Raw genomic sequence first — 15,668 nt, forward strand, 5'->3', positions numbered from 1 at the left:
TAATTCGTTCATGGAAGAAAGCCCCGAAGAACGCGCCGACGAGCAGATCGGCCCGCAGATCGGCCCGCGGGCCGCCGCCGGCACGCCCACCGCGGGCTCCGTCCGGGAACCGGTCGTCCTCACCACCGAGCGCCTGGTCCTGCGCGCTCCGTGCGAGTCGGACATCGACGCGATCCTCGCCGCCTGCCAGGATCCGGAGATCCAGCGCTGGACGATCGTTCCGAGCCCGTACCGTCGCGAGGACGCCGAATACTTCGTGCGCGACCTCGCGGCGAACGGCTGGCGGACCGGCGAGAACCTGGTCTGGTGCGTGTTCGAGCGCGAAACCGGCGCGCTGGTCGGCAGCCAGGGGCTGACGGTCTCCACGAGCCGGCCGGGCACGGCCGAGATCGGCTGGTGGGCGGCCAAGGAGTTCCGCGGCCGCGGCTACACCGCGGAGGCGGCCGGCGCGGTGGCCCGCTACGGCCTGGCCGAACTGCGCCTGCGCCGGCTGGAGTGGCTCGCCTACGTGGGGAACGTCGGCTCCCGCGCGGTGGCCGAGAAGGTCGGCTTCCGGTTCGAGGGCACCCTGCGCGCGTACGCCGAGCAGCGCGGACGGTTCCACGACTCGTGGATCGCCTCACTGCTGCCCGGCGACCTCGCCGACCGCACCGACACCGGCCGCCCCACCGACACCGGCCGCCCCACCGACGCCTGAGCACAGCCGACCGACCGCGCCCGCCCTCCCGGAGCCCAAAGCCCCGGCCGGGCGGGCGGGTTGTCAGTGGCAGGCTCTAGGCTCGCCGGCATGACCGCCTTGTCTTCCCTTCCCGCACCGGTGGCCACCCTCGGCGCCGACGACGCCCGCAGGATCGCCCTGCGCGCCCAGGGCCTGCTCGGCGCGCCGGACCGCCGCGGCGGCGTGCGCGGAGTGCTGCGCCGGCTCGGCGCCGTCCAGCTCGACACCATCTCGGTGCTGGCCCGCTCCCACGAACTCGTCCCGTACGCCCGGCTCGGCGCGGTCGGCCGCCCGGCGATCGAGACGGCGTACTGGGGCTCCGGCGCGAGCTTCGAGTACTGGTCGCACGCGGCCTGCGTGCTGCCGGTCGAGGAGTGGCCGCTGTTCGCCTTCCGGCGCCGCCGCTACCGCGCCAAGGCGCACGTCTGGGGCAAGCAGGCGGACGCGGCGACGTACCGCTCGGTGCTGGACAAGCTGCGCGCCGAGGGCCCGCTCACCTCCACCGAGCTGGGCGGCGCCAAGAAGACCGCCGACTGGTGGGACTGGTCGGACACCAAGATCGCCGTGGAGCGCGCGCTGGCCTTCGGCGACGTGGTCTGCACCGAGCGCCGGAGCTGGAAGCGCGTCTACGCGCTGGCCGAACAGGCCATCCCCGCCGATCTCTTCGCCGCCGAGCCGGACGACGCGGAGTGCCTGCGCACCCTGGTCGCCCAGTCCGGCGCGGCCCTCGGTGTGGCCACCCGGGCCGATCTCGCCGACTACCACCGGCTGCGCGTCGACCAGCTGGACGCGGTGCTGGCCGACTCCGGCCTGGTCCCGGTCGAGGTGGCCGGCTGGGGCCCGAACGGCGCCCCGGGCGCGGCCTGGGCCGACCCGGCGGCACTCGCCGCGACGCCGCGCGGCCGGCACCGCAGCACCCTGCTCTCGCCGTTCGACTCCCTGATCTGGGACCGCCCGCGCACCGAGCGGATCTTCGGCATGCTCCACCGGCTGGAGGCCTACACCCCCAAGCACAAGCGGGTGCACGGCTACTTCGCGATGCCGCTGCTGACCGGCGGCCGGCTCGTCGGCCGGGTCGACCCGGCCCGCGAGGGGCGGACCCTGGTGGCGCGTCAGATCTCGCTGGACTCGCCCCGGCATGTGGAGGCGCTGGCCGACGCGCTGCGCGAGGCCGCGGGCTGGGTGGGCTGCGACAGCGTCCGGGTCGAGGCGCTGCAGGACGAGTCGCTGCGCCCGGCGCTGGAGCGGCTACTGGCCTGAGGCCGCCGCCGAGGCTGATCGGTGACCGTGGGCCCCCGCGGTCACGGTTCACCGATCGCCGATCACCCTATTTCGAGGATCTTCTCCCGCATCGCGTACACCACGGCCTCCATCCGGGAGTGCAGCTGGAGCTTCTCCAGGATGTTGCGCACGTGGTTCTTCACGGTGTTCTCGCTGATGAACAGCTCCTTGGCGATCTCCCGGTTGTTCATCCCGGTGGCCACCAGCTTCAGCACCTCCAGCTCCCGGTCCGTCAGCCGCGGCGCGGGCACCAACTCCCTTTCGTCGGAGCGGCGCTGGATCATCGACTTGAACTCGGTGAGCAGCTTGGACGCCATCGACGGGCTGATCTGGGACTGCCCGTCGGCGACCGCGCGGATCGCGGTGGCGACCTCGTCGGTGGAGATCTCCTTGAGCAGGTAGCCGGTGGCACCCGCCTTGATCGCCTCGTAGAGGTCGGCCTCCTCGTCGCTTATCGTCAGCATGATGATCTTGGTGCTGGGCGCGACGTCCTTGATCGCCGTACAGGCCTCGATCCCGCTGCGGCGCGGCATCCTGACGTCCATGAGGATGATGTCCGGCAGCAGGTCGGCCGCCTTGAGCACCGCCTCGGCACCGTCGCCGGCCTCGCCGACGACCGTGATGTCCTCCTCCTCGGCCAGCACGATCTCCAGGCCCCGGCGGAAGAGCGCGTGGTCGTCCACCACCAGCACGCGGATCGGCTCGCCCCGGTGCGGGGCGTACTCGGGCTCCGCCCCGAGCCCGGGCGACACCCCCGCGACCGGCCCCCTCGCGGGCCCCAGCCCGAAGTGATCCCCCATCCGCTCCTCCCCCGTCGCCGGTCGTCGTCCGGCAATCATTCCACGGCCGGACGGCCCCGCGGTCACCCTCCGGCGCCGATCGCTCCGCATCGGGTGACCTGCCCGGTGGCCCGGCGGCTCCACGGGTGCCCCGGAACGCCGGTGACCCCGGCGGCACACGCCACCGGGGTCACTCCTCTCATGCTGTGTAGGACTGGTCAGTCCTCGTCGTCGCCCGCGCCGATCGCCCCGCCGGCGCCGCCACCCTCGACGGTCGAGCCGTCGGCCTTCAGGTGGATCACGCCGTAGTGGTAACCGTGCCGGCGGTAGACGACGCTCGGCAGGCCGCTGTCCTTCTCCACGAAGAGGTAGAAGTCGTGGCCGACCAGCTCCATCTCGTAGAGCGCCTGGTCGAGCGCCATCGGGGCGGCCGGGTGGGTCTTCTCCCGGACCACCAGCGGGCCTTCGCCCTCCACTTCCAGGGATCCCATCATGGTCTTGCGGACGGCTCCGTTGGTGCTGCTCTCCGCCGGCTTCGCCTCGGGCAGCGTGGCCAGGGACGCGGTCGCCTCGGCGACGCTGATCGGGGTGCGGCCGTTGCCGCCCTTGTGGACCCGACGCCGGTCCGCGGACTTGCGCAGCTGGGCGTCGAGCTTCGCCGAGGCCAGATCGAGCGCCGCGTAGGGGTCCGCGGCGGCGGCCTCGGCCCGGATCACCGGGCCACGGGTACGGAGAGTGATCTCCACGCGGTCGGACCGGTCGGCCTGCCGCGGGTTGTGTTCCTTGGACACCTCGACATCGAGGCTGATCGCCTTGGTGTCGAACTTCTGGACCTTCTCCAGCTTCTCGGCCACGTGATCGCGGAACCTCTTGGGCAACTCGGTCTTGCGGCCCTTGACGACGATGTCCACGCAGAACTCCGATCCCTCGTTCTGTCGCCGGTCCGGGTGCTACCGGACCGGGCTGAGACCAGCCGGACCAGCCAATCCTTCTGCCGGCCCTCCGCCCCACCGGCAACGGCGGGAACGACTGGCCCTCACCTCACTTCCTCCCCACCAGGGACGGTTGAAACCCCCTGGAGCCTTATCGAACACCTCACGCGGGGTTTCCGCCTCTCCGGTGGAGAGTTCGGGTATGACGGAGTGACGGGCTGGCGGTCAAGCTGTGCCCACCTGTCTACCCTCCTGCGAGTGAAACACAGGTAAATACCTGGACAACACCCCCCGTACGGCGCATTCTTTGCTCACTCTCCGTGTCTCACCCGCGAGGAGCAGCCGTGCCGCCGATCCCCGCACCGCCCCGTCGACCGCCTACCCGGGGACCGTTCGCCCACACCCTGACCGGACTGCTCGACGTGCTGCTCCCGGCCCCCTGCGCGGGCTGCGGCGCCGACCTCGGTCAGCTCTGCCCCGGCTGCCGGCACCTCCTCGCCACCGCCCGGCCCGCACCCGCCACGGCCCTGTCCTGGGCGCACGCCGCCGCGCCGTACGAGGGTCCGGTCCGCCGGCTGCTGCTCGCCCACAAGGAGCGCGGCGTGCTGCGCCTGGCCGGCCCGCTCGGCGAGGCGCTCGCCCGCGCGGTGCGCTCCGCGCTCGGCCCGTACGCCGGACCGGCCCCGCTGCTGCTCGTCCCGGTGCCCTCCGCCCGCGCGACCGTCCGCGCCCGGGGGCACGACCCGACCCTGCGGCTGGCCGGCGCCGCCGCCGCGGCCCTGCGCCGGGAGGGCCTGGACGCCCGGACGGTGCCGCTGCTGCGCCACGCCCGCCCGGTCGCCGACCAGGCCGGACTCTCCGCCGCCGAGCGCCACCGCAACCTGGACGGCGCGCTCACCGTGCGGCCGCTCGGCCGCCTCCGCCGGCCGGCACCCGACGGGCACCGTCCGGTCCTGGTGGACGACCTGGTGACCACCGGTGCCAGCCTCACCGAGGCGGCCCGGGCGCTGTCCGCCGCGGGCCTGCCGATCACCTCGGCCGCCACGGTCGCGACGGCCCTCTCACACCAGGGACGGTCCCGACCCCGGTCCCGCCCCGATGCTCAGCCCGGGTAGATGAACGCGGAGGCCTTGTAGGGCAGCACCAGCTCCCGCCACTGGTTGTTCACCAGCCGGTACGGCTTGCCCGCCTCCTTCTCCAGCGCCAGCACGGGCGGCACCGGCAGCACGGTGGTCCCCCGCGACTCCGACGCGGCGACGGCGACCATCTCCCCGCCGCCCTGCAGCCGCGCGTCCCGGTTCTGCGACCCGTCCGTGCTGATGTACTGCAGCTGCTGGGCCTTGTCCTTCTCCTTGCCCAGCACCAGCAGCTGGTCGGCCTCCGCCCAGGAGACCGAGAGCACCTCCTGGAACGCCGGGTTGGCCAGCCGCAGACCGGTGATCTCCGCGGTCGGGGCGTCCTTGGTGCCGCCGTGCACGACCAGCCCCAGCCAGAGCCGCTGGTCCTTGCTGTCCTTGCCCTCCTTGAGCAGCAGGGCGACCCGGACCCCGTCCGAGGACACCTTGATGCCCTGCACCGACCGCCCGCCCAGGTCGTCGACCGGCACCGGGACGGCCTGCTTGTCGCGCACCAGCATCACCTTCGGGGCCACCGGATCGCGGTCGACCACGTACAGGTCGCCGCGCCCGTCCCAGGTCGGCGAGACCAGCCCGTCGTCCCCCTTCGAACCCGGGCGGCTCGGGGTGGTGAGCACCGGCTGCGGCATCGCCGTCTGGGAGTCCAGGAACGGCAGCGTGAAGAGCTGGTGGCCGTCCCCGCTGATCGCCGCGGCGCGCTCGCCGTCCCGCGCCACCGCGATCGCGCCCAGCGGCCGCCCGCTCGGCTGCGGGCGCCCCAGCGGCCCGTGCACGGGCTCGCCGACCGCCTCCCCGCGGGTCTCGTGCAGCACGCCGTCGTCGGCCCGCTGGTAGAACTGCCGGGTGGACATCTGCCCGGCCAGCGAGCCGGGCCCGATCTGCGGCTCGTCGGCGCGGCTCGCCAGACAGGCCGGTCCGCCGTGCTGCGCCTTGAGCTCCAGCCGGTCCACCTGCCCGGTGCCCTGGTCGGCGAGGGTGTAGAGGAGCTGGGTGGCCATCCGCCGGCAGGCGGTGGCGCTGCCGAGGTCGACCCCGGCGAGCGTCACGTGCCCGGTGCGGTTGTCGTCCAGGCTCACCGACTCGACCGAGTCGGCCGACACCCCGGCCGGGAAGGCCGAGCGGGCCACCGGCGCGAGCCAGTTCGACGGACCCGAGACCAGCGCGCGCACCGCCGAACCCAGCGGGTCTATTCGGCGCCGCAGGTAGATCGGGTCGGCGATCAGCACGTCCTGGTTGGTCACCGAGGCCGCGGTCGGCGCGGACGGGTCGGGCGCGGCGTAGAAGAAGCGGTCGACCTGGCGGTAGCTGTTGCGGAAGTTGACCTCGTTGAGGATCAGTCCGTCGGGCAGCTTGTCGATCCGCCACTCGCCGGCTTTCTCCCGTACGAAGGAGAAGTTGAACTGGATCATGCGCGGCGACTCGATCGAGAACGAGTGCCGGTCGTCCACCTGGGAGACCAGTTGCCCGTCGACCGGGATGGACACATCGGTGTCGGCGTCGGTCACGCCGACCTTGAGGTGCCCGGGGTTGGCGGCGAGCACCTTGATGCCCGCCTCCGGGTTCCAGTTCGCCCGCGCACCCGGCGTCAGGTACTTGCGCGCCGTCACATAGCTGTCGTCGGCGGTCAGCGCGTCGAGGAACCCGGCCAGCAGGTCCTGCGGGACGGCGCCCTTGGCGGGCTCCACCGGGAAGACCCTGACCTGGAGGTTCTTCTCCGCCGAGCTCTTCGACAACTCGACCTTGGTGACGCCCCCGGAATCCGGCATCGCCGCGCAGCCGCCGGCCAGCAGGGCGACCAGCAGGCCGCCGACCACCCCGGCCGGCCGCAACTCAGTCCTGCCGCTGGTCCTTCGCACGCCGCGTCCCCTCCGTGTCCGTTCCACCCGTGCCGTCCGCCCCGCCGGCGCCGTCCGGCCCCGCGGTCCGCTGCGCCACCGACGGCCGGCCGGGCGTCGGGTCCACCATGACCTGGGCCCCGGTCGCACCGTACCCGGCGCCGGCCGGCAGCACGTCCGACGGATCCGCGCGCGGCCCCTCCTGCGCCCGTCGGCCGAGGCCGGGGCCGATGCTCAGCACGCCGCCGAGCCCGCTGCCGAAGCCGCTGCCGAAGGCCTCCGGAGTCTCCGGGACGGTCTGTTCCTCGGTCGCGGTGAGCGCGGTCGCCCCGGCCGGACGGGCCGCCCGCCGGTACGGCGCCCCGTAGGTGCCCAGGCCGCGGTTGTTGCGCGAGTCCTCCGGCTCCAGCCGGAACGGCGCCCGGTTGATCTCGCCGCCGCGGGTGCGCGGCAGGGTGAGCCGGAAGTGCGAGCCACCGCCGGGCTCGCCCCAGGCCTGGAGCCAGCCGCCGTGCAGGTGGGCGTCCTCGACCGCGATGGACAGGCCGAGACCGGTGCCGCCGGTGGTCCGCACCCGGGACGGGTCGGCCCGCCAGAAGCGGTGGAACACCCGGGACGCCTCGCCCGGCTTGAGGCCGATGCCGTAGTCGCGCACGCCGACGGCGACCGCGCCGTCCTGGGAGCCCAGCCGGACCACGACGTCCCGGCCCTCGCCGTGCTCCAGCGCGTTGACGACCAGGTTGCGCAGGATGCGCTCGATCCGCCGGGAGTCGACCTCGGCCACCACCGGCTCGCCGTCGCCGCGGATCACCACCGCGCTGCCCTTGGCCTCCGCCAGCGGGTCGGCGGCCTCGACCACCCGGCCGACGATCTCGCGCAGGTCGACCGGCTCGGCGTCCAGGACGGCCGCGCCCGCGTCGAACCGGCTGATCTCCAGCAGGTCGGCGAGCAGCGACTCGAAGCGGTCCAGCTGGCCCTGGAGCAGCTCGGCGGACCGGGCCGCCATCGGGTCCAGGTCCTCGCGGCTGTCGTAGATGAGGTCGGCGGCCATCCGGACCGTGGTCAGCGGGGTGCGCAGCTCGTGCGAGACGTCCGAGACGAAGCGCCGCTGCACCCGGGAGAGCTCCTCCAGCTGGCGGATCTGCGCCTGCAGCGCGTTGGCCATCCGGTTGAACGATTCGCCGAGCCGGGCGATGTCGTCCGTACCGGTGACCTTCATCCGCTCTTCCAGGTGCCCGGCGGCCAGCCGCTCGGAGATCCCGGCGGCCATCCGGACCGGGGTCACCACCTGGCGCACCACCAGCCAGGCGATGCCGCCCATCATGATCACCACGAACACGCCGGCGGTCGCCAGGGTGCCGGTGACCAGGCCCAGGGTCTTGGTCTCCTGGCCGAAGGAGAAGACGTAGTACAGCTGGTAGCTGCTGATGTTGTCCGGGCCGACGAACTGCTGGCCGAAGACCAGCCCGGGCTCGGACGCGGGATCGCTCTCCGGGGAGCGCTGCACCCGGGTGGGCTGGCTGAAGGTCTGACCGGGCTCCTGGGCGACCTTGATCTTGAGGCTGTCGGGGATGCTGCTCGGCAGGATGTCGGCGGAGTAGCGCGGGCCGAGACCGGCCTTCTCCGGCTGGACGGTCTGCCCGGTGCCGGGCAGCATCGCGATCACCGAGTAGACGTTCTGCCCGCTCGCCGCCAGGTCGCCGACCTGCTGGAGCAGCCAGGTGCCCAGGCCCAGCTCCCCGGTGGCCGGGTCGGTGGCCGAGCCGCCGCCCCGCAGCCGCAGGTCCTTGGCCTCGTCGATCTTCTTGAGCTCGGTCTGGAAGCCCGCGAGCGCCTGGTCCCGCGCCGCCGACCGCTTGGTCTCCAGCAGCCCGGTGCGCACCTGGGCCACCACGACGACGCCCAGCACCATCACCACCAGGACCGACAGCAGCAGGGTCGCCGCCACCACCCGCAGCTGGATCGACCGCCGGTACAGCGCCGCCACCCGGTTCAGGGGTCGGCGCAGCTGACGGTTCACCAGCGCGAGCAGGGCGGTCGGCCGCCGTCGGCGACGGCTGCGCACGGTCGAACTCAGGACGTCTCCGCGCACGGCGCCGCCACCCCCGTCGGTCGCGGTACCCGCGGGAGTCTCGTCGGCCCGGTACATCACGTCAGCTGGGCCCGGCCTTGTAGCCGACGCCGCGGACGGTCACCACGATCTCGGGACGCTCCGGGTCCTTCTCGATCTTGGAGCGCAGCCGCTGCACATGGACGTTGACCAGGCGGGTGTCCGCCGCGTGCCGGTAGCCCCAGACCTGCTCCAGCAGCACCTCGCGGGTGAACACCTGCCAGGGCTTGCGGGCCAGCGCGACCAGCAGGTCGAACTCCAGCGGGGTCAGCGGGATGCCCCGGCCGTCCCGCTTCACCGAGTGGCCGGCCACGTCGATCACCAGATCGCCGATGGTCAGCTGCTCCGGAGTCGGCTCCTCGGCACGGCGGAGCCGGGCACGCACCCGGGCCACCAGTTCCTTGGGCTTGAACGGCTTGGTGACGTAGTCGTCGGCGCCCGACTCCAGGCCCACCACCACGTCCACCGTGTCGGTCTTGGCGGTGAGCATGACGATCGGGATGCCCGACTCCGCCCGGATCTGCCGGCAGACGTCGATGCCGTCCCGTCCGGGCAGCATCAGGTCCAGCAGGACCAGGTCGGGCTTGGTCTCCCGGAACGCGGCTAGCGCCTTGTCCCCATCCGCGACGAAAAACGGCTCAAAACCCTCACCACGCAGCACAATGCCGAGCATCTCGGCCAGTGCGGAGTCGTCATCAACGACGAGGACGCGTCCCTTCATGCGTCCATCTTCTCATTACCGGATTGTGACCTGCCGCACAGCAGTCCCCTTGCTCCAGAACGGCCAACTGGCGATCCGACGAATTCCGGCCATACCGGGCGAATATCCTGCCCCCACCCGCCCCTCGGGCCCCCGGGAAGACCCACGGGCCGCCCGCCGCCCGCCCGTTGCCGTTCAGCAACCGGATCCCCCTGGGGTGCGTCCGAGCACCATGGCACGATGGGCGCTGCGCCCGGGCGAAGATCCACCCGGCGCCGCGAACCCCGATGCCCTCCGAGGAGCAGTGATGACCGACACTCCGGGCTGGGCCTCGCCCGGCTCGTCCGAGCCGCCCCGCGACGGCGCCCGGCCCACGGCCGACGCTCCCGCCCCCGTGCCCGGCCAGTCGGTACCGCCCCAGGACGCCCCGCCCGCCTGGGGGACCGCCCCCGGCGCCCCGCACGCCCCCCAGCCCCCGTACCCCGGCCCGCAGGCCGGCTACGGCCAGCAGCCCCCCTACGGGCCGCCCGGCGGCCCGTACGGCTGGGCCGTGCCGCAGAGCCCCAAGCCCGGGGTGATCCCGCTGCGCCCGCTCGGCCTCGGCGAGATCCTCGACGGCGCCGTCTCCACGGTCCGCAAGCACTGGCGGGTCACCCTCGGTCTCGCCTTCGGCGTCGCGGTCGTCCAGCAGGGCGGCTCGCTCGCCGCCCAGCTCGCCGTCCAGGGGAACACCGGCGAGCTCACCCCGGTCCTGACCACCCTGATCAGCCTGCCGCTCTCGCTGCTGCTCGGTGTGGTCGCCTCGGCCCTGCTGACCATGGTGGTCAGCCGCGCCATCCTCGGGCAGGCCGTCTCGATCGGGGACGCCTGGCGCGACGCCCGGCCGCGGCTGCTCCAGCTCGGCGGGCTCACCCTGCTCACCGGTCTGATCGTCGGCGGCATCGTCCTGCTGGGCTTCGCCCCCCTGATCGGCTACCTGGTCACCGGGGCCGAGGAACCGGCCATCGTCGCCCTGCTCGTCATCGTCGGCCTGCTCAGCCTCCCGGTCGCCTTCTGGCTCGGGATCCAGCTCAGCCTGGCCGCGCCCGCGCTCATGCTGGAGAAGCAGGGCGTGATCACCGCCGTCTCCCGCTCCCGCCGGCTGGTCCGCCGCTCCTGGTGGCGGATCTGCGGCATCACCGTGCTCAGCCAGGTCATCGCCGCCTTCGTCGCCGGTGTGATCAGCACCCCGTTCACGATCGCCGGCATGGTGATCGGCTTCGACGACTTCGTCGGACAGATCGACTCCGGTGAGACCGGCAGCATGCCCGCCGCGATGCTGATCACCATCGCGATCGGCGGCGTGCTCTCCTCCACCGTCACCCTCCCCTTCACCGCCACCATCGGCGTGCTGCTCTACGTCGACCAGCGGATCCGCCGCGAGGCCCTCGACATCGAGCTCGCCCGCGCCGCCGGCCTGCCCGAGTACGGCGGCACCGGCTGGGGCGACCAGGCTGGCCCAGCCCCCGCAAGGCTCTGAGCGCGATGCCGATCCGGGGGGAGATCGTCGTGATCGCGGGCGGCGCCCCGGTCACGACCCCGCGCGACGCGGCCCGGGACGCGGCCCGCGACGAGCTGCTCAAGGCCGACTACCACCGCCACGACCCGAGCCTCCAGGAGCGGGTCATCGACTGGATCATGGACCGGATCGACGACGCGCTGAGCGCGCTCGCCGGCGACGGCACCAGCGGCGCCACCGGCCTGGTCCTCTTCCTGCTGGTCGCCGCGGTCGTCGGCGCCGCCCTCTGGTGGCGCCTCGGCGCCCCCAAGCGGGCCGCCCGCACCGACCTCGGCGTCTTCGGCGACATCGGCCCGCGCAGCGCCGCCGAGCACCGGGCCGACGCCGAACGGCACGCCGCCGCCGGCCGGTGGACCGAGGCCGTCCGCGAACAGATGCGCGCGCTGGTCCGCGGCCTGGAGGAACGCACCCTGCTCGACACCCGCCCCGGCCGCACCGCCGACGAGGCCGCCGCCGAGGCCGGCCGCGCGCTGCCCGGACACGCCGCCGAGCTCGCCGCCGCCGCCCGCGCCTTCGACGACATCGCCTACGGCGAACGCACCGCCGACCAGGCCGCCTACCAGCTGCTGCGCGACCTCGACCGGACCCTCGAACGCGCCCGCCCGGTCCTCGCCCCGGCCGCCGGAGGAGCCGCATGACCAGCGCCGTCCCCGCCCCGCCGACCACCCCGGGCCCCGGCGCCCCGACCGTCCCGGCACCCGCCACCAGCACCGCCCCCACCGGCCGCGGTCTCTGGCGGCGCGCCCGCTGGTACCTGCTCACCGCCGCGCTCGTCCTGCTCGCGGCCGTCCTGCTCGCCGCGGTCAACCGGGAACGCCAGTACCCGCCGCTCGACCCGCGCTCCTACGAACCCGCCGGCGGCCACGCCGCGGTCGCCCTCCTGGAGCGCCAGGGCCTCAAGGTCGACCTCACCGCCGACCCGGCCGCCCGGCCCACCGGCGCCGACACCCTGGTCCTCCCCGAGCCCGACCTGCTCACCCCCGAACAGCTGACCGCCGTCGCCGCCGCCGGGTACGGCCGACTGGTCCTGGTCTCCCCCGGCCCCGCCGCCCTCAGCGCCCTCGTCCCCGGCGTCCGCACCTCCGAGGAGAACGGCGGCATCCCCTACGCCGGCGTCCGCAGCACCGGCCCCGACTGCTCCCTCCCGGAGGCCGTCCGGGCCGGCAGCGCCCACCTCGGCGGCCTGCTCTACACCGCCGGCAGCCGCGGCGAGGGCTGCTACCAGCGCGGCCACGGCTACCCCCTGGTCGCCGTCGCCACCGGCCGCAACACCGACGTCGTGGTCCTCGGCAGCGGCGAGTTCCTCACCAACGAACTGCTCGGGAAGGACGGCAACGCCGCCCTGGGCCTCGGCCTGCTCGGCTCCCGGCCGCACGTCACCTGGCACCTGCCCGACTACACCGCCCCGGTCGCCGAGGGCGGGCAGAAGAGCTTCCAGGACTACATCCCCGAGGGCTGGACCTGGGCCGGCTACCAGCTCGCCGTCGCCGTCGTGCTCGCCGCGCTCTGGCGCGCCCGGCGACTCGGCCCGGTCGTCAGCGAGCAGCTGCCCGTCGTGGTCCGCGCCTCCGAGACCACCGAGGGCCGCGCCCGCCTCTACCGCCGGGCCAAGGCCCGCGGCCGCGCCGCCGACGCCCTGCGCCGCGCCACCGCGCTGCGCATCGCCCCGGCCCTGGGCGTCCCGCCCGTGGCCGGCGCACCCGACCCCACCGCACTCTGCGCGGCCGTCGCCGACCGCCTCCCCGAGCGGCCCGGCGGGGACGCGGCGGCCCTCCTGTACGGGCCGCCCCCGACCGACGACGCCGCGCTGCTGCGGCTCGCCGACGATCTCGACACCCTCGAAAGGCAGGTCCGGAAGCCGTGACCGAGAAGGCCACCACCCAGCTCCGCATCACCCCCGGCACGGCAGCCGCCACCTCCGGCACCACCACCCCCGCCGCCGTCCCCGGCGCTACGGTCGGCACCGCTACCGGCGACCCGCGCGAGGCGCTCACCGCCCTGCGCGCGGAGATCGCCAAGGCCGTCGTCGGCCAGGACGCCGCCGTCACCGGCCTCGTCGTCGCCCTGCTCTGCGGCGGCCACGTGCTGCTCGAAGGCGTCCCCGGCGTGGCCAAGACCCTGCTGATCCGCACCCTCTCCACCGCGCTCAGCCTGGGCACCAAGCGCATCCAGTTCACCCCGGACCTCATGCCCGGCGACGTCACCGGCTCGCTGGTCTACGACGCCCGCACCGCCGAGTTCTCCTTCCAGCCCGGCCCGGTCTTCACCAACCTGCTGCTCGCCGACGAGATCAACCGCACCCCGCCGAAGACCCAGGCCGCCCTACTGGAGGCCATGGAGGAGCACCAGGTCACCGTCGACGGCGAACCGCGCGCGCTGCCGGTCCCGTTCCTGGTCGCCGCGACCCAGAACCCGGTCGAGTACGAGGGCACCTACCCGCTGCCCGAGGCCCAGCTCGACCGCTTCCTGCTCAAGCTGATCCTCCCGCTGCCCGACCGGGACCAGGAGTTCCAGGTCCTCGCCCGGCACGCCGCCGGCTTCGACCCGCGCGACCTCACCGCGGCCGGCGTCCGCCCGGTCGCCGGCCCCGAGCACATCACCGCCGCCCGCGAGGCGATCGCCAAGCTGACCGTCGCCCCTGAGGTCCTCGCCTACATCGTCGACCTCTGCCGGGCCACTCGGCAGTCGCCCTCGCTCTCCATCGGCGTCTCCCCGCGCGGCGCCACCGCGCTGCTCGGCGCCTCCCGCGCCTGGGCCTGGCTGGCCGGCCGCGACTACGTCACCCCCGACGACGTCAAGGCGCTCGCCCTGCCCACCCTGCGGCACCGCGTGGCCCTGCGCGCCGAGGCCGAGATGGAGGGCGTGACCGCCGACTCCGTCATCCAGGCCGTCCTCGCCCAGACCCCGGCCCCGCGCTGAGCCCACCCCACCCGCTCGGCCGGCCCCACCGGCTCGGTCGCCCGGCCGCCCCACGCTTCGCCGCCGCACCGTCGGCCCCGACGAAGGAACGCACCGCATGGCCCTCACCGGGCGAACCGCCCTGCTCGCCGCGCTCGGCGCCCTGGTCACGGGCCTGCTGCTGCCCTCCTGGACGGGGATCGGCGCCGTCACCGGCGCGGTCCTGCTCGGCGTCCTCCTCGACCTGGTGCTCGCCGCCCCCGTCCGCAGCCTGCGGATCACCCGGGGCGGCGACACCACGATCCGGCTCGGCGAAGCCGCCGCCGTCGAACTGACCGTCACCAACCCGGCCGGGCGCCCCCTGCGCGCCCGGATCCGCGACGCCTGGGCCCCGTCCGCCTGGCGGCCCGGCACCGACGTCGCCGCCTCCCGGCACACCCTGCGCGTCCCCGGCCACGAGCGCCGCCGGGTCACCACCGTCCTCACCCCGACCCGGCGCGGGGACCACCACGCCCACAAGGTGACCGTCCGTTCGCTCGGCCCGCTCGGCCTGGCCGGGCGTCAGGGCTCGCACCTCGTCCCCTGGACGGTCCGCGCCCTGCCCCCGTTCGCCAGCCGCAAGCACCTGCCCTCCCGGCTCGCCCGGCTGCGCGAACTGGACGGCCGCACCTCCGTCCTGACCCGCGGCCAGGGCACCGAGTTCGACTCCCTGCGCGAGTACCTGCCCGGCGACGACGTCCGCTCCATCGACTGGCGGGCCAGCGCCCGCCGCCACACCGTGGCCGTCCGCACCTGGCGCCCCGAACGCGACCGGCACATCCTCGTCGTCCTCGACACCGGCCGCACCTCCGCCGGGCGGGTCGGCGACGCGCCCCGGCTCGACGCCTCCCTCGACGCCGCCCTGCTCCTCACCGCCCTCGCCACCAAAGCCGGCGACCGGGTCGACCTGCTCGCCCACGACCTGCGCAAGCGGGCCGCGGTGGCCGGCCGCTCCCCGAACGAGATCCTCCCGGCCTTCACCACCGCGATGGCCGTCCTGGAGCCCGCGCTCTACGAGACCGACATGCGCTCGCTGGTCGCCACCGCACTCAAGATGGCACCGCACCGCTCGCTGATCGTCCTGCTCACCGGCCTGGACGCGGCCCCGGTCGAGGAGGGCCTGCTCCCGCTCCTCCCCCTCCTCACCAAGCGCCACGAGGTCGTCCTCGCCTCCGTCTCCGACCCCCACCTCGACGAGCTCGCCGCCGGCCGCGGCACCGTCGAAGCCGTCTACGGCGCCGCGGCCGCCGAGCAGACCCGCGCCGACCGCCGCCTCACCGCCGACCGCCTCACCCGCGCCGGCGTCACCGTCCTCGACGCGCCGCCCGCCTCCGTCGCCCCAGCCCTGGCCGACACGTACCTCGCGCTCAAGGCCGCCGGCCGGCTCTGACGGACCACGGCCGGCGAACGCCGGGGGAGAACGAAAAAGCCCCGCTACCGAACCGGCAGCGGGGCTTTTCGCGGCCTTCGGAGGACCTGTTGATATCCCCCCATCGGAGTGATCCAAAAGGCCCTTGTGGGCCTCTTTATGGCCCTTCTCGGGCCCCTGGGAAATCCCACCACACCGTCCGACCGCATGCCGGCTGTCATGTCATGGCGGGAAATGCCCCGTGGGGAAATGGCGGTAAACGCAAAGAACCCCCATCCGGATCCCGGATGGGGGTTCTTCACAATGATTGTTC

At 74.2% G+C, this 15,668-nt stretch carries 13 protein-coding genes; 8 read left to right on the forward strand and 5 right to left on the reverse strand.

What is annotated here, in order from left to right; all coding sequences use genetic code 11:
• Window positions 1-10 precede the first annotated feature (10 nt).
• Window positions 11-697, forward strand: a complete 687-nt coding sequence (locus ACFP3U_RS33880; RefSeq protein ID WP_380229605.1) for a GNAT family N-acetyltransferase — start codon at window positions 11-13, stop codon at window positions 695-697.
• Between the two features lie 90 nt (window positions 698-787).
• Entirely contained in the window at window positions 788-1,978 is a 1,191-nt protein-coding gene (locus tag ACFP3U_RS33885; RefSeq protein WP_380229606.1) for a winged helix-turn-helix domain-containing protein, read from the forward strand.
• 62 nt (window positions 1,979-2,040) lie between these two features.
• On the opposite strand, the gene ACFP3U_RS33890 is transcribed toward ACFP3U_RS33885, so the two are convergent.
• Together ACFP3U_RS33890 and hpf are read right to left on the reverse strand one after the other, a co-directional pair.
• Window positions 2,041-2,799, reverse strand: a complete 759-nt coding sequence (locus tag ACFP3U_RS33890; RefSeq protein WP_030308260.1) for a response regulator — start codon at window positions 2,797-2,799, stop codon at window positions 2,041-2,043.
• A 197-nt stretch (window positions 2,800-2,996) separates the two neighbouring features.
• Complete coding sequence (gene hpf, locus ACFP3U_RS33895) at window positions 2,997-3,689, reverse strand: ribosome hibernation-promoting factor, HPF/YfiA family (RefSeq protein ID WP_380229607.1); 693 nt, start codon at window positions 3,687-3,689, stop codon at window positions 2,997-2,999.
• A gap of 365 nt (window positions 3,690-4,054) precedes the next feature.
• Between hpf and ACFP3U_RS33900 the strand changes: the two genes are divergently transcribed.
• Complete coding sequence (locus tag ACFP3U_RS33900) at window positions 4,055-4,825, forward strand: ComF family protein (RefSeq protein ID WP_380229608.1); 771 nt, start codon at window positions 4,055-4,057, stop codon at window positions 4,823-4,825.
• Here ACFP3U_RS33900 and ACFP3U_RS33905 read toward each other — a convergent pair.
• The 3 genes from ACFP3U_RS33905 to mtrA are packed head-to-tail and all read right to left on the reverse strand — an operon-like array spanning window position 4,813 to window position 9,512.
• Entirely contained in the window at window positions 4,813-6,702 is a 1,890-nt protein-coding gene (locus ACFP3U_RS33905; protein WP_380229609.1) for an LpqB family beta-propeller domain-containing protein, read from the reverse strand. The two genes, ACFP3U_RS33900 and ACFP3U_RS33905, sit on opposite strands and share 13 nt — an antisense overlap.
• Complete coding sequence (mtrB, locus tag ACFP3U_RS33910; RefSeq protein WP_380229610.1) at window positions 6,677-8,830, reverse strand: MtrAB system histidine kinase MtrB; 2,154 nt, start codon at window positions 8,828-8,830, stop codon at window positions 6,677-6,679. The genes ACFP3U_RS33905 and mtrB overlap by 26 nt, the downstream gene beginning before the upstream one ends.
• A 4-nt stretch (window positions 8,831-8,834) precedes the next feature.
• A complete protein-coding gene (mtrA, locus tag ACFP3U_RS33915; protein ID WP_030061806.1) occupies window positions 8,835-9,512 on the reverse strand; it encodes an MtrAB system response regulator MtrA in 678 nt (225 codons plus the stop codon).
• A 286-nt stretch (window positions 9,513-9,798) separates the two neighbouring features.
• Here mtrA and ACFP3U_RS33920 point away from each other — a divergent pair, with 286 nt between their 5' ends.
• The 5 genes from ACFP3U_RS33920 to ACFP3U_RS33940 all read left to right on the forward strand — a co-directional run bounded on the left by ACFP3U_RS33920 (window position 9,799) and on the right by ACFP3U_RS33940 (window position 15,376).
• Window positions 9,799-11,010 (forward strand): DUF7847 domain-containing protein, encoded by a 1,212-nt coding sequence (locus ACFP3U_RS33920; protein ID WP_380229611.1) that lies wholly within the window; start codon window positions 9,799-9,801, stop codon window positions 11,008-11,010.
• Window positions 11,011-11,015: 5 nt separating this feature from the next.
• Entirely contained in the window at window positions 11,016-11,687 is a 672-nt protein-coding gene (locus ACFP3U_RS33925) for a DUF4129 domain-containing protein (protein WP_380229612.1), read from the forward strand.
• Window positions 11,684-12,913: a DUF4350 domain-containing protein gene (locus tag ACFP3U_RS33930; RefSeq protein WP_380229613.1), complete on the forward strand. Its 1,230-nt coding sequence runs from the start codon at window positions 11,684-11,686 to the stop codon at window positions 12,911-12,913. Before ACFP3U_RS33925 ends, ACFP3U_RS33930 begins: the two co-directional genes overlap by 4 nt.
• Before the next feature lie 134 nt (window positions 12,914-13,047).
• A complete protein-coding gene (locus tag ACFP3U_RS33935) occupies window positions 13,048-13,968 on the forward strand; it encodes an AAA family ATPase (RefSeq protein ID WP_380229616.1) in 921 nt (306 codons plus the stop codon).
• Between the two features lie 97 nt (window positions 13,969-14,065).
• Window positions 14,066-15,376 (forward strand): DUF58 domain-containing protein, encoded by a 1,311-nt coding sequence (locus ACFP3U_RS33940; RefSeq protein ID WP_380229614.1) that lies wholly within the window; start codon window positions 14,066-14,068, stop codon window positions 15,374-15,376.
• The last annotated feature ends 292 nt before the right edge of the window (window positions 15,377-15,668 follow it).

It is taken from the genome of Kitasatospora misakiensis (genome assembly GCF_042656005.1).
GTDB lineage: Bacteria > Actinomycetota > Actinomycetes > Streptomycetales > Streptomycetaceae > Kitasatospora > Kitasatospora misakiensis.